This window comes from Halobacteriovorax sp. GFR8 (assembly GCF_050955245.1).
Taxonomy (GTDB): domain Bacteria; phylum Bdellovibrionota; class Bacteriovoracia; order Bacteriovoracales; family Bacteriovoracaceae; genus Halobacteriovorax_A.
Map to the genome: position 1 here is coordinate 279,503 of NZ_JBPBLR010000003.1, position 18,456 is coordinate 297,958.

16 protein-coding genes and 1 tRNA gene are annotated in these 18,456 nt (G+C 35.8%); 11 read left to right on the forward strand and 6 right to left on the reverse strand.

Annotated elements, in window-relative coordinates; translation table 11 throughout:
- Complete coding sequence (locus tag ACRXC1_RS16100) at positions 1–879, reverse strand: hypothetical protein (RefSeq protein ID WP_433660329.1); 879 nt, start codon at positions 877–879, stop codon at positions 1–3.
- 142 nt (positions 880–1,021) lie between these two features.
- Between ACRXC1_RS16100 and ACRXC1_RS16105 the strand changes: the two genes are divergently transcribed.
- Positions 1,022–2,047 (forward strand): hypothetical protein, encoded by a 1,026-nt coding sequence (locus tag ACRXC1_RS16105; protein WP_433660331.1) that lies wholly within the window; start codon positions 1,022–1,024, stop codon positions 2,045–2,047.
- A gap of 96 nt (positions 2,048–2,143) precedes the next feature.
- Complete coding sequence (locus tag ACRXC1_RS16110; RefSeq protein ID WP_433660333.1) at positions 2,144–4,111, forward strand: hypothetical protein; 1,968 nt, start codon at positions 2,144–2,146, stop codon at positions 4,109–4,111.
- Positions 4,112–4,147: 36 nt separating this feature from the next.
- Here ACRXC1_RS16110 and ACRXC1_RS16115 read toward each other — a convergent pair whose 3' ends face one another.
- Entirely contained in the window at positions 4,148–5,608 is a 1,461-nt protein-coding gene (locus tag ACRXC1_RS16115; protein WP_433660335.1) for a hypothetical protein, read from the reverse strand.
- Positions 5,609–5,735: 127 nt separating this feature from the next.
- Between ACRXC1_RS16115 and ACRXC1_RS16120 the strand changes: the two genes are divergently transcribed.
- The 5 genes from ACRXC1_RS16120 to ychF all read left to right on the forward strand — a co-directional run bounded on the left by ACRXC1_RS16120 (position 5,736) and on the right by ychF (position 10,384).
- Positions 5,736–7,541, forward strand: coding sequence for a transglycosylase domain-containing protein (locus ACRXC1_RS16120; protein ID WP_433660337.1), 1,806 nt, complete (start codon positions 5,736–5,738; stop codon positions 7,539–7,541).
- A gap of 71 nt (positions 7,542–7,612) precedes the next feature.
- Positions 7,613–7,688, forward strand: a tRNA-Gln gene (locus ACRXC1_RS16125).
- A 29-nt stretch (positions 7,689–7,717) separates the two neighbouring features.
- Positions 7,718–8,665, forward strand: a complete 948-nt coding sequence (locus ACRXC1_RS16130) for a ribose-phosphate diphosphokinase (RefSeq protein ID WP_392861450.1) — start codon at positions 7,718–7,720, stop codon at positions 8,663–8,665.
- An 11-nt stretch (positions 8,666–8,676) separates the two neighbouring features.
- Positions 8,677–9,258: an aminoacyl-tRNA hydrolase gene (pth, locus tag ACRXC1_RS16135; RefSeq protein WP_392909577.1), complete on the forward strand. Its 582-nt coding sequence runs from the start codon at positions 8,677–8,679 to the stop codon at positions 9,256–9,258.
- A 16-nt stretch (positions 9,259–9,274) separates the two neighbouring features.
- Positions 9,275–10,384, forward strand: coding sequence for a redox-regulated ATPase YchF (gene ychF, locus ACRXC1_RS16140; protein ID WP_392909578.1), 1,110 nt, complete (start codon positions 9,275–9,277; stop codon positions 10,382–10,384).
- Between the two features lie 109 nt (positions 10,385–10,493).
- Here ychF and ACRXC1_RS16145 read toward each other — a convergent pair whose 3' ends face one another.
- Complete coding sequence (locus tag ACRXC1_RS16145; RefSeq protein ID WP_433660340.1) at positions 10,494–12,545, reverse strand: lytic transglycosylase domain-containing protein; 2,052 nt, start codon at positions 12,543–12,545, stop codon at positions 10,494–10,496.
- Positions 12,529–13,092: a hypothetical protein gene (locus ACRXC1_RS16150; RefSeq protein WP_103218644.1), complete on the reverse strand. Its 564-nt coding sequence runs from the start codon at positions 13,090–13,092 to the stop codon at positions 12,529–12,531. Before ACRXC1_RS16150 ends, ACRXC1_RS16145 begins: the two co-directional genes overlap by 17 nt.
- Positions 13,093–13,241: 149 nt before the next feature.
- Between ACRXC1_RS16150 and ACRXC1_RS16155 the strand changes: the two genes are divergently transcribed.
- From ACRXC1_RS16155 to ACRXC1_RS16170, 4 genes are all read left to right on the forward strand, one after another.
- Positions 13,242–14,384: an Mrp/NBP35 family ATP-binding protein gene (locus ACRXC1_RS16155; RefSeq protein WP_433660343.1), complete on the forward strand. Its 1,143-nt coding sequence runs from the start codon at positions 13,242–13,244 to the stop codon at positions 14,382–14,384.
- Between the two features lie 3 nt (positions 14,385–14,387).
- Positions 14,388–14,921, forward strand: coding sequence for a hypothetical protein (locus ACRXC1_RS16160; RefSeq protein ID WP_433660345.1), 534 nt, complete (start codon positions 14,388–14,390; stop codon positions 14,919–14,921).
- Between the two features lie 9 nt (positions 14,922–14,930).
- Positions 14,931–15,122, forward strand: coding sequence for a hypothetical protein (locus tag ACRXC1_RS16165; protein WP_021267727.1), 192 nt, complete (start codon positions 14,931–14,933; stop codon positions 15,120–15,122).
- A gap of 203 nt (positions 15,123–15,325) precedes the next feature.
- The gene (locus tag ACRXC1_RS16170; protein WP_433660347.1) at positions 15,326–16,492 is read left to right on the forward strand and encodes a hypothetical protein; all 1,167 of its coding nucleotides are present in this window, start codon (positions 15,326–15,328) and stop codon (positions 16,490–16,492) included.
- Between the two features lie 206 nt (positions 16,493–16,698).
- Here the strand turns inward: ACRXC1_RS16170 and ACRXC1_RS16175 are convergent, their stop codons facing one another.
- On the reverse strand, positions 16,699–17,652 hold the full coding sequence (locus tag ACRXC1_RS16175) for an electron transfer flavoprotein subunit alpha/FixB family protein (protein WP_392909586.1): 954 nt from the start codon (positions 17,650–17,652) through the stop codon (positions 16,699–16,701).
- Between the two features lie 14 nt (positions 17,653–17,666).
- Entirely contained in the window at positions 17,667–18,455 is a 789-nt protein-coding gene (locus ACRXC1_RS16180; RefSeq protein ID WP_392909587.1) for an electron transfer flavoprotein subunit beta/FixA family protein, read from the reverse strand.
- Position 18,456 lies beyond the last annotated feature (1 nt).

Consider the following 18,456-nt stretch of genomic DNA (forward strand, 5'->3'; position numbering starts at 1 on the left):
TTAGAAGCGATACGAAACAGAAAAAGATGTTTCTTTGATATCTTGTGCTACTTGCTTAAGTTCTATCGATTCTTCCAGACTGATATTTCTAATTGCGAAGTTGAGTGTTAGTTTTGGTTGAATCCAGCTAAGACCAAAACCAGAGCCTGATTCAAGAGCAATTTGATCATCATACATACCAGCTCTCAGATAAATGTCGCTTAAGACTCTGAATTGGATAGCAGCTCGCCATAAAGAATTTTCTGATATTTCTTCATTGTAATTTGCGCCAGCATCTAACATGAGAGAAATATATTGTTGAATCTGATACTGCATTCCTAAGATTACTTTTGTGTTATTTGGTGAATTTTCAAATGGATCCATTGCAACAAGGCCTAAAGAAAAGTTAGGAGTTATAGCGTGAAAGACACCGATATTTACTTGTTTATAATCTGTCTTTTCTTTAACACCAAGATAGACATCTTCTCTTTTCATGTCCTGGTAAGTGAAACCCAATGAAGACTTACGACCAATTGTTGAAGCAAATGAAGTTGATAGTTGTTTATAGCTTTCTTCACCACTTTTTGCTTTTACATATGATATTGAACCTTTTAGGGCCTTTGAACTATCAGAGGCTATAACAGCGTAATTAGTTGAGTCACCAATAGGTGAATCATTAAGATCAGTATTATCTGCTTTAGTTTGTTCTAAGTAGACAGAAGACATATTGAAGAATGCAATTGGTGCAGGGTTTAGAACTGTTGCTTCATCCATGAGGAGTGAAGCAACTCCAGCACCACCTGTCGACTTTAAACGCGTTGTCTTATAGTCCATGATCTTTGCAGATGTATTGAATTGAAAAACTAATATAGTAGCAATTAATGAAAGTGTTTTAGTCATGTATTATCCTTAATGTATATAACAATTATAATCATAATTTTAAAATTCGTCACTTAATAGTGATTGACCAAAAAACTCAGTGTTTTAGTTGTTACGACGAGAATATTTTTTTGGTAATATAGGGAGATAATTTAGGAGATATATGAAAGTAATAACTTTGTTGGCAACTATATTAACTGTAAATGTATTCGCAGCGATTCCTTCACTTGAGGGCCTGATGAGAAATTCATCTAATAAAGAGCTTGATAAACAACTTGTGGTTGCACATGTTGTTGTGAAGCGTGTTGGCGCAGACGAAGAGTTTGCTACAAGTGAAAACCTTGTCACAAATTATTTTAAGTATATGTTCATTACGGCAGAGAATGAAAAGGACTATAAGAAGTCACTTGTGATTCGCTATGATGATCCTTCATATAATGTGTCAGGTGTCTCAAATGTTAGGGCCTTTGATAATGTCGAAAAGCTCTTAGGCAAGGATATGACAAAGGATATTTTACAAAGCTCTATTCTAAGCTACGCATATAATAGCTCTCTCGGTTTCAATAAGGTCTTTAAGGCGATTGAACCAAGTTACAAATCAAACTCTGATCTTATTAATAAAGAAAAAGCTTCTTTAATCGAAGACTATAAGAATTTTCTTGTTAAGAAAAAAGAGTATGAAAAGAAGGCCAAAGAGTATGAAGAGTCTGTTGGTGAAGCACCAGTCTCTCCGCTAGAGTCAGACAATGATCAGAAACAAGCTGAACTGAAAAGTATTATGAACTCTTCCCTATATAAGGGTAGTAATAACTTAAAATTAGAAAAGCGTAATCGTGAATTTGTTTGGTCGATAAAATTAGATAATATTAAGGGTGAATTTAAGAATGAAAATCATCAATTAATTTATCTAGACTTAAATACAGATAATGGGAATTACACAATTGTTCCAAAGAGTTTTGTTACTTATAACGGTCAATATACACTACCAAAATATATTGAAGTAACGACTTCAGATTATCGTTATGAAATTGAAATACCTACTTATTATCTTTTGAATTCAACAAATAAGTCGATTGCGGACCGTAATCGTGAATACATGAAATATCTTGAGCGAAATCAACAAAGACAAGGTACTCAAGTTAATGTTGAAGGCCAAGAAATTGAAGAAAATATTAATTTATTATTCTAGCTAAGTATCTGTTATTACTAATTAGTTGTTAATAGCCTTTAAGTATTTAAATAATTATCCGATATGACTTAAGCGATACTTTAAGTAGGGTAATATATGAAAAAGGCAAATCAATTAAAGTTTTTAATTTGTACATTAGCACTGGCGTCTGCACAGGCAAAGGTTGTTTTCTCTGGTATGGGATCGAGTGGGACTCGAAGTACGAATCAATCAACGGCCGGAACAGTAACAGTTTCATCATCGAGTCAGTCAACGACGATTGAGTGTCGAAGAGATGATGCAGTTTCATATGGGTTCATGAAGACACTCCTATTAGGAGATACTCCAAGATACACAATTGCCAATGGCAAAATCTTAGTAAATTTACCAACGAGAGTTTCCGCTTGTATTAAAGATATCAGTGCGGAAGCAATTTCAAATCCTATTGATAATAATGTTTACTTGAAGTTCAATGTGAAAATTGACTCTAGTCAATATCCTGCTGGTACACAATCAATCGAAAAAGAATATGAAAAGTGTATGGCCCATCTCTCTGGTGGTGATTCATCTTTTTATACAGTTGATAAGTTAAGAGAAAAAGGACACCTTGCTCCTCCTGTAACATTAGATACAGATCTTCCAGATATCGATGCTAACAGAAACTCTGAGTTAGTAATTGCATCTACAAATAAAGACTTTGACTACAAAAATGATATGCCATTTGGTTTAGCAAATGTTGCTCAACACACTTCGTTCAGTGATCCTTCATTCAATTGTATGGATTATGCAAAACCAGCAGAGAAGAAAGTAATGGCAAATAAAACTAATGAGTATGAACTTCGTGAAGAGGCCATTGCTGCATGTAATGGAAAGAATCTTACGGATATCTCTGAAAGTCTTAAAAAGCTAAGAAGTGACTCAGGTGGAAATTATGATGATCTAACAAGAATTCTTTCAGGAATTCAACATCAACTAATTGATGAAGAAGTAAATCAAATGGTTGCCAGAATGGAGCAGATCGAAAGTGATATTTCTCCATCGGTTGAGGATGTGAAAGAAGGTGATAAGTTTGGTGTTAGTAAAGATGCTAGAAAAAAGCTTCTGCAAGAATACGCAAGTCACATGAATAAATTTTCAAAAGAATTACTTCCTGCAATGAAAGATGAATTGAAACATTTAATGGAAGAGTATGCAGACCTAGGTGATAGTGAAGCAGATGAGAGACGTAAAGATCAGATCAATGAATCAATCGAAAGAATCAATGACGTGATTGCTAAATTTAACCGTCAAAATGAAAATGGTGCTGAATATAAGAAAGTTGTTGAAGCACTTCGTGAAGGCAATATGCAAACTTCTGGTAGAAAAATTCTATCTGGTATTATCCTTGCTCAAGAATTCTCTCATGTGAAACTTGAAGGGACTAATAAGAGAAATGTAGAAGAAGCTGAAAACAATAGTGAAAGAAGTATTGCTCGTCTGAAGCAGGGAACACTTGCTGACTGGGGTGATGAAGCTCTTATTAGAGCAGGTGATAATTCTCCAATTAAGAGACGTCAGCAAATTCTAAAAGGTATTCAGCAAAGAGCTTCTAAAGATCGTAAAAACTATATGACGAAGCTTAATGCTTACGATGATTATATTCAACAATATGCTCAAGATCTTGCAAGTAGTTACTGTACATCTGGTGGAAGTTACGAAGATTGTATGACTGTTAGAAGTACTTATCTTCCTTATATTTATAACCAGTATAGCTCTTGGAAGCAAAATTCTTATCAGGATTATAACCAGACATATAATGCAAAATATGGTGCTGCTTATAATGAACAAAAGAGTATCTTAAGTCGCTTTAATGGTCTTTATAGTAATTACAAGTTAAATGCTATGCAGAGCCAATTAGCTGGAGCGACGTCAAGTAGTCCATTCGATCTTTGGACTGGTGCTGATACTTCTTATTCTTCTGGTATTCCTGGATTAAATTTTGATCTTTCAGGTGCTGGTAATACTAACTTTAATAATAACTTCAACTTAATGCAGCCACAGCAGAGAACACCTAGCAGTTCAACATGGACTAATCCATATCGATAAAAAAAAAGGCTTCCAAATGGAAGCCTTTTTTATTTCTTAAAACTTAATGTCTGCACCGAGATAAATTAGGTAAGTATCATTTGTTTCGTTAGGAGTGGCAGCATTTGAGAATGCATAGTAGTCTCCAACAAAGAAGTAACCTAAATTTGCATTAAGTGTTACAGAAGTATTCCACTTATAAGAAAAATTTGAGTCAATTTCAAAACCAAGATCATCTGCCTGATCTGCATTTGCAGTGAATCTCTTATTTTTTTCGTGGTTAATAGCATCTGAACCAGCTTTTGCAACTTGATCAGCTTTTGCCCAAACAACAGAGTTTGTCCAAGACCAAGTTCCAGAGTCATAACGATGACCAAACTTTGCATAAGTAGCGTTTGCAATTCCAGAGTTAAATACATTTTGATTTGTATCTGCAATGGCCGCTAGGTTATAGCGAAACATGATATTTGCAACTTGAAAGTTTGGATTTAAATACATCGCTCCATAAGTTTGGTTATCAGCATCTGAACCAGAAACCATACCAAAGTCAAAGTGGAATGTGTGATTTGTATTTAGTTTATATGTGTTATTTAGTAGGAATGCCTTCGCATCAACTTCGGTATCGGTCACACCAGGATAGATTTCACCCATATCACCAGTCATTAGTGGAACTTCTGCTTCAACTGTATATTTTCCAAAAGTCTTCTTCAGGTAAAGATCGATCATCGTCACACTAGTTGCACCAAGATCTGTTGCAGTTGTATCACCATCAACATCTGTTTGAATTCCTGTTGCTGATCCAGAAGTGTTCTTATTGTAAAGAGCACCAAATGTGAATTCCTTATCTAGGTTTTCATATAATAGAGAAATTCCCATCTCTTTTACGCGACCAGTTTTAGTTAAGTTATTTGCTTTAATCTTTGAATAGTATGGAGAGAATTTAAAGTTTCCAATTTTGAAATCAATTGTGATCCCATCTCTCATTGAAGCAAATCTTGAACCTGGAGCATTCCCATCGTTATAGATTGCACCCATACCCCAATTAAACTTTTGACGTCCCACTGTATAAGTTGCTGTATCTGAATAAAAGACTGCATTGGCCTGAGTTAGGTTTACTGGATTGTCCGTTACTGTATTGAAAGAGTAACGAGCATTAGCATATGAATTTGTCGGAACTTGATTCTTTGTTCTTCCATCATTTGAAGAGTCTCCAAAATTTCCGCCGTATCCATAACCCGAAGTTAGTTCAGCATTAATCGTCGTTGAATCATTAACGATGATTGTTGGCTGTAGCTTAAAGATATATGTTTGAAAATTAGATGAATCTGGATCAGCATCTGACATATCAAAAGCTTGGTCACCATTATCTAGTGGTCCAGCTCCTTGTTGAACTGAACGGTTATAATCACCAAGCGAGTGTAGGTCTGTTTGTAGTTCACCATGCCAGTCAATTGGTAGTGCCAGTGTAGAAGTTGCTAACGTGGCAAGAATTGCGGCCTTATTTAAGTTCTTTAACATAAGTTGTTATTCCTTTTATAATTTAACAAAATTGTACTGAAATAATATAAGATGACTTTATATAACGTCAAAAAAATAGGTGTTTTCGAAGGTGTTTAAAAAACGATTAAAGATATTACTATTCTTGATGATTGGATTAATTGGCCTATGTGTCATGTATTCTATCAAAACAATAAATGACGCAGACTTAACACGTATTATTTCACCTAAGCCAGCTGATGCAAATTCTAAAACAGTTCTTTTTGAGGAAGGAAGTTTTGTAAAGAAGCGTGACTTTCTTTTTTTTAAGGCAAACTCTAGAGATGAGCGTTTTAATTCTGTCTTCTTTGAAAAATTTGATGACCCTAAGAAATCAATTTTAAGTGTAAAAGAAAGTTTTGAATTAAATTCAGTTCGCAATAATGATTGTAATTATAATCGCTGTCTTCAGTATAAAATTAATTTCTATAATATCCCAATCATTCTATCTAAAGGGCTCATTGGAATTGAAGATTTTCGCTTTCTTGAGCATATAGGAATTGATTATATATCGATTATACGTGCTATTATTGCAGATATTAAGGCCGGAGCACTTGTTCAAGGTGGCTCAACTTTAACTCAGCAATTAGTTAAAAATATCTATTTTACTAATGAAAAGTCATTTAGCAGAAAAATTAAAGAAGCTATCTTAGCGGTCTATATTGATTTTAAATTTGATAAGTCTTCGATTCTTGAAGCCTACTTCAATGAAGTATTTTGGGGGAGTCTTGGTGGTATTAGAATCAAGGGTGTTAACACAGCGGCCGTTTTATACTTTAATAAACCTATTTCAGAACTTGATCCGTATGAGTCTGCTATATTGGTGTCGATGTTAAAAGGCCCAAGTTATTATCATCCAATCTATCGTACAGATAGGCTAAGAGGTCGAGCAGATTTTATTTTTAATAAATTACAGAGCTTAGATCTCTTTGATAAGAATACTGATTATCAATGGTCGGATGAGAAGTGGCAGAGCTGGCAGAAGCAATTAGTTTCTTTTCAAAATGACTCTTTCTATGAGGCGATTTATTTAACGGCCACTAGAATTAACAAAGACCCTCATCTGAGTGAATACCGCTTTTATAAAACAGTAATGGCATCAAAGAATCTCTTACGTGACCTAAAGGGGATTGAAGAGAACCTTGCTGTTAAGATAGCCTTTGGAGGACCAAAGCATAGGAGTTTCTACTATTCAAAGTTTGAACGAAATGTAGATAAGGCTTTTAATGAAGAACGCCATAGTGTTGGTTCAACGCTAAAGCCTGTACTTTTTCAAATTTATTTAGAGCAAGGTTATAAGATTGATGACATGGTTTCAACTAAGCCAATTACCTTAGATCTTGTGAGTGGTAAGTGGACTCCTTCTGAGTCGCATACACCTTCTGCAAGTGAGTATCCAATTTCTCAAGCACTACAGGAGTCATTAAATAATCCGGTCGTAAGACTTGCTCACGATATTGGTTTTGATAAAGTAGAGGCAATATTAAAGAAAAAAATTAATCACTTAAAGACACCGTTGGCCGAGTATCCGGCTCAGCTTTTAGGTGCCATTGAATTGTCTGTTTCCGAGTTATTTAAGCTATACGAAGACTTTATGACGGCCCAATGTAGTGTAGTAGGCTCTGGAGTCTATGAATCTCTAGCAGATCCAAGTCAGACAACAATTAGACGAATGGTAAAGCCAGCTCTAAGACAACAGCATTTCTTTGGAAAAACGGGAACTTCTAATAATGGCTTTGACAATCTCTTTGTGGGTTATGATGGCCATGATCTTTTTACGATCTGGGTCGGATATGAAGGTGTTCGATCAAATAAGAAAGGTTTAAGACTTTATGGTAGTACAACAGCTTTTAAGCTTTATCAGGAGATTATTTTGTATTCTGGCCAACGAATTGCGTCTTTGGCCTGTGAATAACTAGGCAAAATTAAAAAATTCTTGTCAAAAATAAGAAACTAGCTTATATATTACATACAAATCTACATTGCTGGGGTATCGACAAGTGGCTAAGTCAGCAGATTTTGATTCTGCCATTCGAAGGTTCGAGTCCTTCTACCCCAGCCATTTTCTCACGGATAAGAGAAGGGAATAAGGTGATGAAAAGGATCGTTCTCGTATCAGGCACGTCAAATCCAAAACTTTCTTCCGATATCTCCAAAATCTTAGATGTACCCCTAGTTGACCCCCAAGTTATTAAATTTGCCAATGGTGAAACTTTTTGTGAAATCGAACAAAATGTTCGCGGTGCTGATGTTTTCATTATTCAGTCAACGTGTGCGCCAGTAAATGATAACTTAATGGAGCTTTTAATAATGATTGATGCTCTTAAGAGAGCTTCAGCAGCTTCGATAACAGCAGTAATTCCACACTATGGATATTGTCGACAAGATAGAAAGGCGTCACCTAGGACTCCAATTTCGGCAAAACTTGTGGCCGATTTAATCACGGTAGCAGGTGCAAATCGTGTGATTACGATGGATCTTCATTCTGGACAAGTTCAGGGATTCTTTAATATTCCATTTGATAATATTTTTGCTTCACCTGTCCTACTAAGCCATATCAAAAGAGAATTAGTTACTGAGAATACGATCTTTGTTTCACCAGATGCTGGTGGAGTTGAGCGTGCTCGTCATTATGCTAAGAAATGTAAATGTGACATCGCCATGATCGATAAGCGTCGTACTGGTAAGAACGTTGCAAAAGCAATGAATATCGTTGGTGATGTAAATGGTAAGGACTGTATTATTCTCGACGATATGATCGATACGGCGGGAACCTTAATTGAGGCCTGTAATGCACTAAAAGATAATGGCGCTAGAAGTGTTGTTGCCTGTGCCACTCATCCAATCTTTTCTGGGCCTGCCATTGAAAGAATTAATAACGCTGAATCTTTGAATAAGGTTCTAGTGACAAATACGATTCCTTTGAGCAAAGAGGCACGTGAGAGCGGTAAGATTATATCTGTTTCGGCCGCTGAAATATTGGCCAAATCGATTCATCGCACGTTTAATAACGATTCAGTTAGTTCATTATTTTTATAAACGGATAACCTATGAATTATTTAATTGTTGGACTCGGCAATCCGGGTTCAGAGTATAAAGGTACCAGACATAATATTGGCTGGGATGTTATGAACTTCATCAAGCCTATAAAAGACTTACCATTTAAAGAGAAGTTTAAAGGTATTTGGTCTTCATTTGAAACTGATGAAGATAAATTCTATGTACTTATGCCTCAGACATATATGAACCTAAGTGGTGAAAGTGTTATTCCATTTGCTCAATACTTTAAGATTGATCCAGAAAATATTTTAGTTATTCACGATGAATTGGATTTACCGTGGGGAACTGTTGCGTTTAAAGACGGTGGCGGTCTTGCTGGGCATAATGGTTTAAAATCAATTGCAGGTCAATTGGGGCATAATAATTTTAAACGCTTACGAATGGGGATTGGTCGTCCTCAACACGGAAGTGTTTCAGATTGGGTACTTGGTCGCTATTTTGGTGCTGAGGCCGACTTTATTGACGATTACTTAGAAAAAGCTTCAAAAGCCGTTGAATGTTATGTAAAAAATGGTTTTAAAACAGCTATTCAAAGATATAAAAAGAAACAATTACTAGATTTAAGTAAATAAATATCAGGAGAAAATAATGGCCCTAAATTGTGGGATTGTAGGACTTCCAAACGTAGGTAAATCAACAATTTTTCAAGCTCTAACTTCAGCACCAGCTGAAGCTGCTAACTTTCCATTTTGTACAATTGAACCAAATATCGGAATCGTAAATGTTGGTGATATTCGCATGCAAAAAATTGCGGATATTATTGGGCCTCAAAAAGTTATTCCAACAATTGTTGAATTTGTTGATATTGCAGGTCTTGTTAAGGGTGCTTCAAAAGGTGAGGGACTTGGTAACCAGTTCCTTGGAAATATTCGCCAAGTAAATGCGATCGTTCACGTAGTTCGTTGTTTTGATGATCCAAATGTTGTTCACGTACACGGTGAAGTGAACCCGGTTGATGATATTGAAACAATTAACATGGAACTTGCACTGGCCGACCTTGAAGTTGCGCAAAGAAAACAAACAAATCTTCCAAAGCTTATGAAGAATCAAAATAAAGAAATTTCATCAAAAGCGAAGATGTTAGTTCCTGTACTTGAAAAATTAGTGGCTCACTTAGAGCAAGGTTTAGCTGCACGTATTCTTGATCTAGATAAGGAAGATCTTGAATTAATTCGTGATCTAAATTTAATCACTCTTAAGCCAACTCTTTACCTATGTAACGTAGATGAAGATAGTGTTGGTGAAGATAACGACTATGTAAAGGCCGTAAAAGAATTTGCTGAGAAGGAAGGTTCTCGCGCAATTAAGATTTGTGGAAAGCTTGAATCTGAAATTGCAGCTCTTGAAGATGAAGCAGATAAGAAAGATTTTATGGAAGCTGCTGGGATTGAAATCTCTGGACTAGAGACTCTTACTCATGAAGCTTACAATATGTTAGGTCTTCGTACCTACTTTACAGCTGGTGTTAAGGAAGTTCGTGCCTGGACTTTCAAAGATGGTGCTAAGGCCCCTGAAGCTGCAGGTGTTATTCATACTGATTTTGAGAGAGGATTTATTAAAGCAGAGATTTATCACTATGATGATCTGATTGCTAATGGATCTGAAGCGAAAGTTAAAGAAGCTGGGAAGCTTCGTATCGAAGGTAAAGAGTACGTTGTAAAAGACGGCGATATCATTCACTTTAGATTTAATGTTTAAGCACCCCAATACTTTAGCTAGAGAAATATATTCAACAAGCCGGGTTCAAGCCCGGCTTTGTTGTCTCTGGAGCAAAAAATCTTTGCATAAGAACTTACTTTTTTATTGTTTACAATTGAGATGAAATTGCACGTTTGGCTTCCTTCTTAGGAAAGGCATTAAAGGTCGAGGCAACACTCTTTTCTAAAATATAATTATCCTTCATAAGATTATAGAAGAAGAAATTACGATAAATAAGTTTTACGTATAGCCTCGTTTCCTTATATGGAATTTGTTCTATTTGAAAAATAGGGTCTTCTACATCCATTAGATCTTGGGCCCATCTTGTAACTTTGGTTGGCCCAGCGTTATAAGATGAAAGTGCATAAATGATATTGCCATCAAATTTATTTAAGAGTTGTTTAAAGTATCTGACACCAGCATCGATATTTTTGTGTGGCTTAAGTAGTTCATCAGTCTTTCTAAATGTTGTCATCTGCCTTGCTGTTGCAGGCATTAGCTGCATGAGCCCTAGCGCACCAACTGCTGATTTAGCATTTGGATTAAAAGCACTCTCTTGTCTGATGATTGATAACACTAGAAGAGGATCAATGTCAGCATTAACACCTTCGATCTTGTCTAAGTGAAGAATAGGAAAGAGAGTGGTGATATCAATCTTTGAAGGCCTAATAAGGTTTAGATCAATTGTTCTTGAGACTAATTTGAAGCTCGACAAGAAATCTCCACTTTCTTTAAAGTGATGGAGGAAGTAATTAAATATCGCTACTCGTTGCTCTTCAATTGGAAGTGCATCAAGCTTTTTTCTATTTAATATATCTGTTTCTGGATTAAAGCGAATGAACTCATAGATTAGTTTATCGACTTTTCCTACGAACTTTAACTCATGCCATATATTAGACTCTCGAATATTTCTTTGCTTTGCCTCTGTGAAGTCAGCTAATTCGAGCTTCGGAAGGTTAACAGTGTTCTTATGAAAGTATAATGATTTTACGTAATTCTTATCAAACTCTGGAAGATAGTCCTGGGCAATAATCGAATAGAAACTTAGAGGATTACTATTTATCATTAGTTTGAATAAGTGTTTAGCAAGGGACTCATTGCCATCTTTCATATAACTATATGCAATCCAAAATTTTGTTTTAGTATAGAGATTAGTGAAATCATCAATTAGCTTATAATTTTGAACTGTTACTATACTCTCTTTGTAGTTTTCATGTTTAATTGAATTCCAAAGAAGAAGGAATAATGACTCGTTCTTTGATTCGTCATTGTAGCTAATCTCGTAAGAGCGGGCAAAGTAACGATTGGCGTTTTTAAGGTCGTTATTATTCAATAATAATTTTCCAATATAGCGAACACGTTTCCAAGATGATTTCTTATAAATATAATCTTCGTTTGCTTTTTCAAAAGTTAAAAACTTTGTTAACTGTGAACTGATATCAGCTTTTTTAGTCGCATTGTCCTTAACTAGTTTTTTGATTCCTCTATATTGCTTTATAAACTCATTTGTAATCGTAAGTTTATTCTTCTTTATTCGATGGAGGTTATTTTGGAAAAGAAGTGTAATATCTTTATCAAAATCAATATGTGAATAAAGTCGTGCATCAATCTTTAGGCCATTGATCAGTGTTATCTCAATTAATTGTTTCTTTATGTGTTGGTATATCTTGGAATCTTTATCAACTTCTTCAAGCTTCTTGATAAAGAGGGTGTTTCGTGATGTTGCTAAATATTGAATGGCCTTAGCAAAGTTCTCTTCATCTTTTACAATATCATCGAAATATTTATCATTAATGAGATAGTTTACGGTATGGAAGCAGTAGTTTTTTATATTTCGGACAAAATCATCTTCAACACGATTCGTTTTGTTACTTTTGATATCACAAGAAAAGTATCGATCTTTTTTAAGTGAAGTTTTTAACTCACTCAAGAACTCAAGGTGAGTTAGATAGTTTTTGAAAATACCACCGTCTTTAATGGATCTAATGGCGCTGGATATTTTATGGTTGGGTAGCTTCTTTCTTTTTAGAATTCGTTCAATCTCAGAAATATGGCGAGCTGCTTTAAGCTCTCTATCCTTGAGAGATTCCTTCGCAATGCTTGTAAAAGACAAACTAGCGGTAATAGAAAAGAGAAAAAACTTTTTACCCAATAAACTCATTGAAACGACCTTCCATACTTTTTAACTTAGTGACTACATCACTTAAGATTAATTTCTTATCGTCAGGTACAACTTGTTGTAGGTTCTTTAAGTAGTTACAGATCTCATCAATATAGACAGTGTCTTCCTTAAAATGAGTTTGGAAGTACTCTACTGTTAAATTAACTTCATCTGCGACATCTTGAAAATAATCGCCTTCTCTAAATGAAAGCTTTCTTTCAAACCCTGTGTGTCTTAGTCCAGCAAGATATTGTTTTAACTTATAAAGCGGGCCTGCAACTTTGTGAGTAAAGAAAATACATACTACAAAGATGAGGATCCCAAAAAATGCTTGGCATAAAATGAGGAAGTTTAAAAGATCACTCTTCATTGTTGCAATATGCTCAGCAGATTGTGGAAATTTTTCTGAAATATTTGTTAACACCTGATAAATCACAAGTGGGTAGAACGCACTAAGAACTAAAATTACGATACAAATTAATGCACTGAACCTCAGCTGAAATTTAGAGTCGACTATGATTATTGAACGCTTATATGGCTTAGACACAATATCTCCAAACTTTAATTTAGTTTCTTTAGTAATTATAACATCTTATGAATTTTGTTGTAGGGCAAAAATTTGCTTTACTCGTTGAATAAGTGCCCAATATTTAATAAAATCCTCGCGTAAAACGAAAAAAAACTGAGAGAATTAGTATGCTAAATATTGAAGTAGTTAAAAGTAAATTAGTTGAGGTTAATAACCCAAACACTGGAAAGTCTTTATTAGATGAGAATCGTTATAAGGATATTGCAATTGAAGATAAGAAAGTCACAATTGTCTATAACCGTGATGGTATCACCCCTGCACAAAAACGTGAGATTGAGGATGCTATTGTAAACTCGCTATCATCAGTGGTTAGTGAAGATGATCTTTTCATTAAAACTATTTCAACTCAGGAAGCTCCTGCTCAACAACAGCAAAAACCTCAACAAGGTGCAAAGCTTGAAGTTGGTCACGCAAAAGCAGCACCTCAAAAACGTGATATCCAGGGTGTTAAGAAGATTATCGCTGTTTCATCAGGAAAGGGCGGTGTAGGTAAAAGTACAGTATCTGTAAACTTGGCGCTAGCTCTTAAGAATCAAGGTAAGAAAGTTGGGCTATTAGATGCTGATATTTATGGCCCTTCAATTCCAATGCTGCTTGGGCAAAGAAATGCAAAGCCTCTAGCAACAGATGATAAGAAAATTGCCCCTATAGAAGCACATGGACTTAAGTTCATTAGTTTCGGTCTATTTATTGAAGAAAAAGACGCCGTAATTTGGCGTGGCCCAATGCTTGGTGGTGTTTTAAACCAATTCCTTTTTGATGTTGATTGGGGAGAGCTTGATTATCTTGTTCTTGACCTACCTCCAGGAACAGGAGATGTTCAGCTATCAATTGCTCAGACTTTAAACTTAAGTGGAATCGTTGGTGTGTCGACACCACAAGATGTAGCTCTTCTAGATTCAAGAAAGGGCTTCAATATGTTCGAACAAGTTAATATCCCTGTTTTAGGGCTTATTGAGAATATGAGCTACTTTGCTCCAGATGATATGCCAGAGAAGAAGTACTATATCTTTGGAGAGAAAGGCGGGGCAGATATTGCTAATGAACTAGGTTACCCATTTCTAGGAGAGGTTCCAATCGAAATCGCTCTACGTGAATCTTGTGATAAGGGAATTCCTTATATGTCTAATAATTCATACGAAAATAGACCAGTATGGAAAGCATATTCCGGTATTGCAAAAAAGATCATTGAAATAGAAAATAATGATGGTGAGGGAAAAGGTTTTTTCTCAAAAATTTTCAAAAGGTAGTAAATGTCCATCATACAGAAAATTGAAGAGCAGTGCTCTTTTAATTTCACTGGTAGAATTAATATTTTAAAAAGGGCCGATCGACAGTTCTTAGGCGTTATTTATATTAGCGAAGGAATTGTTGTTGCGGCTCAATTCTCTAAAAAGACAGGACTGAAGGCCCTTTACTCACTTGTCATCTTTGAAATGGATCATATTGAAGAATTCACACTTGTGGCTGAGCCAGAAGTTGTTTCTGAAAGTGATTATGAATTCAAACTAAAATTTAGTGAGTTAAGAAATAATATTGAAAATGCCTACTCACAGCACTTGAAGGCAAAGTCACTTCGCCCACCAGAAAATATTCACATTTTGATCAATTCCGCGTTTATAAAAAATGGAAAAAAGACTGGTGCAAATGAATTTTTACTATTAAAAACTATAGCTGAATACAGCAAGGTTAAAGATATTTACAGCAATTGCGAATTATTTGATTTTGAAGTTACCCAAGCATTAGTAAATCTAAGAAAAATGGGTGCCTTGAAGGTCGTAAAGTAGGAGTTTTAAATGAAAGATCAAACACATAACCAAGGCAATCTTAAAGAGCTTAAAGTTATGATCGAAGAAAACGTTGTTACCTCTTTTGAGCTAATGTCTCAGAATACTGGGATTGAACTTGAAGAGCTTATTGTTGTCGCTCTAAAGCGCTTTAGAGCTTCTCATAGTGACTATGAGAAGAAGACTTTCCAAGTTGATTAATTATTATTCATATTAGAGTAAACACACCCTATGGTGTGTTTACTTTTTCTACAGTGTTAAAAATTTAACAGCCTGATTCCTAAACAATCCAATAATTTTCATTAAATTCGAACGTGTTTTCATATAGTTAGCAGATAGACGTATTTGTTCAACTTGGCACGACTGTTGCTTCTATATACGCATATAGGTTTTAGGAGCACTGTATGAAAGCAACATCAATTTACAAGAAATTCATTATCGCATCAGTACTATCAGGGTCATTCCTTGTATTCGGTGGAATCTATCAGGGAATTTCGGTAACTGATAATTCATTTATGCAACAGAAAGATATTTCTTTTGAAAAGAGAGTAGATGAGAGTGTTGATCGTATCGTTGCTTCTTCTGATCGTGAGAAGATTTCAGTTCAATACCTACCAGTTGCAGAATATGCACAAATTATTGATGGCCAGTGGGAAATCGTTAGAGTTGAAAATCACGAAGGAAATGAAATCTTTAATGAAAAAAATGCTAACTCTAAAAGATTAGTAGATATGAAGTTAATTGGTACAGGTCTTGTACAGCTTAATAAAAGTGATGAGTATACATTTGATGTATCTTTCCTTCACGAAAATAAAAAGAATATCTCTATCTTTAGAGCTTATGAAGATGGTTTTGAGTTAATTGAAGCTAGAAAAGTTATTGAAGAGAAGAAAGAAGTATCTTTAGAAGTAAATGTAGATAAGGCACTTGAAGAAGTTGCAGTTATCAACGAGAACGAAAGAAAAGAATTAGTTATTGAAAGAGTTGTTCTTCCACAACTTAATAATAAGCTAATTCGCGGTGAAGATAATATTGAAGGAAGTGTAACTGTTGGGCCTAATGGTGTTCAAGGTTTATACTTCAATGTTTTTGAGAAAGATATCAATGAAGTACTTGGAGATATTAAACTTAAAGATGGAAACTCTTTTGAGGTAGAAATTCAAGGACAACTATCTCACGGCGTATTTGCTAGAAATGGTGAAAATGGTTACCGTCTAAGATTTTCTACCGGTCCATATGCTGGTGGTCTTATTAACTTCGTAACTTATGATGAGCTAGAAAGAATTAATACTGAATTTGAAAATATGGAAAGAGCAAAAGAGGAGTCTCGTTTTGAAAGATCACTAACTGAAGAAGGATCTTTTGAAAATGATATTAACTTAGCTCAAAGCAATGCAAACCCAGTATCTTTTGAAAAACAAAATAATGAGCAAGCTGAAGAGGAAAGCTACGAGGAAGAGCAATATGAAGAAGAAGCTCTAATTGATGATCCAGCAGCTAGATTTGAAGAGCAACAAGAGCTTGAGTATGAAAGACAAGAAGAATTAGACAGACAAGGTTACGGATTCTAATCCTAAAATATAAAAGAGAGAAGAGAAGATAAAACAAAGGCCCTCAAAATTGAGGGCCTTTTATGTATTCGATATGCGAAGTTTTTTTGCTCCTGAGGCGAACCGCTCGGGCTTGAACCCTCGCTCTCGTTCAGAATATGCTCCTTACATGGGGAGCTAGCACAGCAGCCAATAGTTTGCCTTTGGGCAAACAATGCTGCAGATGCTTAAAGAACCTTCTTAAGTTCTTCTTGTAGAAGAGGTACGATTTGGAAAAGGTCTCCAACAATACCGTAATCAGCTTTAGTAAAGATTGGTGCATCTGGGTCAGTGTTGATTGCAACGATAACCTTAGATGTTCTCATCCCTGCTAAGTGCTGAATAGCACCTGAGATACCACAAGCGATATATAGTGATGGAGCTACTGTCTTACCAGTTTGTCCAACTTGCATTGCGTGTGGAGCATATCCTGAGTCAACAGCGGCACGTGAAGCACCAACAGTTGCACCAAGAACTTCTGCTAGGTCTTCAAGGATCTTGAAGTTCTCAGCAGACTTCATTGCACGACCACCAGAAACGATAATATTCGCTTCAGTTAGGTCAAGCTTCTCAGAAGCACCTTTAACGATTTCTTTAATTACTGCTTTGATATCACCTGCGTTAGCAGCAACTTCATTAGTTGCACCAGCACCAGCTGTTGGAGCTTCTGGCATACCAAGAGCGTTTGGTCTTACTGTAATGAAACCTGGTTTAGGTCCATCAAGTTCAACTTTAGCTAAAACCTTACCTGCAAATAGTGGTCTTGTTCCAGCAAAGTTGTCACCATCCATTACAAAGTTTGTAACTTCTGATGCCATACCTGCATCAAACATACCAGCTAGTCTTGGCATTAGGTCTTTTGCAAGAGAAGTTGCACCAGCAAATACGTAATCGTAGTTTGAACCGATGAACTCTTTAAGTGCGTTAGCGTAACCTTCTGGTGAGTACTGATCTAAGTTAGCACCTTTAAGGTTGTGTACGTTTGCAGCACCATATTTTGCTAGGTCAGCAGCAGCGTTTGCACCCATATCGCCAACAACTGCAACGTCAACAGTGTGACCAGCAAGCTTTCCTAGGATCTCAAATGTAACAGATTTAACTGTTTCACCACTTGTTTCTGAAAATACTAATACTTTTGCCATTTTAATAATCTCCCTTAGATAACCTTAGCTTCTTCTCTTAAAAGCTTAACAACTTCAGCAACAACACCTGCTTGAGCAGCTTCATCCATTGCATCAAATTTCTTACCAGCTGGTTTCTCTGGTGGAAGTTGGAAACCTGAATACTTAACACGACGATCATCAGCAGATACACCTACATCTGACAGTGAGTGTTGAGCAAGAGGCTTTCTCTTAGCTTTCATGATACCAGGTAGAGAAGCGTAACGTGGGCTATTTAGACCTTTGTTAGCAGCGATAACAGCTGGAGAAGTTACTTCATAAACTTCTAGTGCTCCACCTTCGATTTCTCTTTTAAGAGTGTATTTCCCACCTGCTTCTTCGCAACCATCAACAACAGTTACAGAAGGCATTCCTAGCATTTGTGCTAGAAGTTGTGGAACTTGAAGACAATCGTCATCAATAGCTTGTTTTCCAGTGAAGATTACATCTGGGTTTTTACCTGACTTTTCGATTGCACCCTTAAGTGCCTTAGCAGTCATGTAAGAATCTAAGTTGTCATCTGCTTCAACTAGGATTGCATCGTCTGCACCCATTGCAAGAGCAGTTCTTAGTGCTTCAGTGTCCTTAACACCACCAACTCTAACAACTGTAACAGTTGAACCACTATTAGCAGCTTTAGTAAGTAGAGCTTGCTCTACCGCAAATTCATCATATGGATTCATGATCCACTTAATCGAAGAAGTTTCGATATAAGATCCATCACCATTTGGAGTAATTTTAGTTTCCGTGTCTGGAACTTGTTTAATACATACAAAAATGTTCAAT

Bases quoted from the DNA above. Each gene is read 5' to 3' on its own strand.
- ACRXC1_RS16115 (WP_433660335.1), bottom strand. From the start codon at position 5,608: ATGTTAAAGAACTTAAATAAGGCCGCAATTCTTGCCACGTTAGCAACT.
- ACRXC1_RS16155 (WP_433660343.1), top strand. From the start codon at position 13,242: ATGCTAAATATTGAAGTAGTTAAAAGTAAATTAGTTGAGGTTAATAAC.
- pth (WP_392909577.1), top strand. From the start codon at position 8,677: ATGAATTATTTAATTGTTGGACTCGGCAATCCGGGTTCAGAGTATAAA.
- ACRXC1_RS16165 (WP_021267727.1), top strand. From the start codon at position 14,931: ATGAAAGATCAAACACATAACCAAGGCAATCTTAAAGAGCTTAAAGTT.
- ACRXC1_RS16120 (WP_433660337.1), top strand. From the start codon at position 5,736: ATGATTGGATTAATTGGCCTATGTGTCATGTATTCTATCAAAACAATA.
- ACRXC1_RS16100 (WP_433660329.1), bottom strand. From the start codon at position 879: ATGACTAAAACACTTTCATTAATTGCTACTATATTAGTTTTTCAATTC.
- ACRXC1_RS16175 (WP_392909586.1), bottom strand. From the start codon at position 17,652: ATGGCAAAAGTATTAGTATTTTCAGAAACAAGTGGTGAAACAGTTAAA.
- ychF (WP_392909578.1), top strand. From the start codon at position 9,275: ATGGCCCTAAATTGTGGGATTGTAGGACTTCCAAACGTAGGTAAATCA.
- ACRXC1_RS16110 (WP_433660333.1), top strand. From the start codon at position 2,144: ATGAAAAAGGCAAATCAATTAAAGTTTTTAATTTGTACATTAGCACTG.
- ACRXC1_RS16105 (WP_433660331.1), top strand. From the start codon at position 1,022: ATGAAAGTAATAACTTTGTTGGCAACTATATTAACTGTAAATGTATTC.
- ACRXC1_RS16160 (WP_433660345.1), top strand. From the start codon at position 14,388: ATGTCCATCATACAGAAAATTGAAGAGCAGTGCTCTTTTAATTTCACT.
- ACRXC1_RS16170 (WP_433660347.1), top strand. From the start codon at position 15,326: ATGAAAGCAACATCAATTTACAAGAAATTCATTATCGCATCAGTACTA.
- ACRXC1_RS16145 (WP_433660340.1), bottom strand. From the start codon at position 12,545: ATGAGTTTATTGGGTAAAAAGTTTTTTCTCTTTTCTATTACCGCTAGT.